1 protein-coding gene is annotated in these 221 nt (G+C 65.6%); it reads right to left on the bottom strand.

All coding sequences use genetic code 11. The annotated features are described in order from the left end of the window. A partial coding sequence (locus RAD04_RS39240; protein WP_461628045.1) for an ATP-binding cassette domain-containing protein occupies positions 1–221 on the bottom strand: 221 nt, incomplete at both ends.

Here is a 221-nt window from a genome sequence, read left to right as displayed (position 1 = left end):
CCGAAATTCAGCGCAACGACATGGTCGGCGATCGACATCACCAGGCCCATGTGATGCTCGACCAGCAGCACGGTCATGTGCCGGTCGTCGCGAATGCGGCGAATGAGGTCGCCGAGCACGTAGACTTCCTCGTGATTGAGGCCGCCGGCGGGCTCGTCGAGCAGCAGGATCTTCGGATCGGCCGCGAGTGCGCGCGCCAGCTCGACGCGCTTCTGCGTGCC

It is taken from the genome of Bradyrhizobium sp. 25ACV, assembly GCF_054863005.1.
The sequence above is the reverse complement of the archived record's forward strand: the minus strand, read 5'-3'. Positions and strand labels throughout refer to the sequence as shown.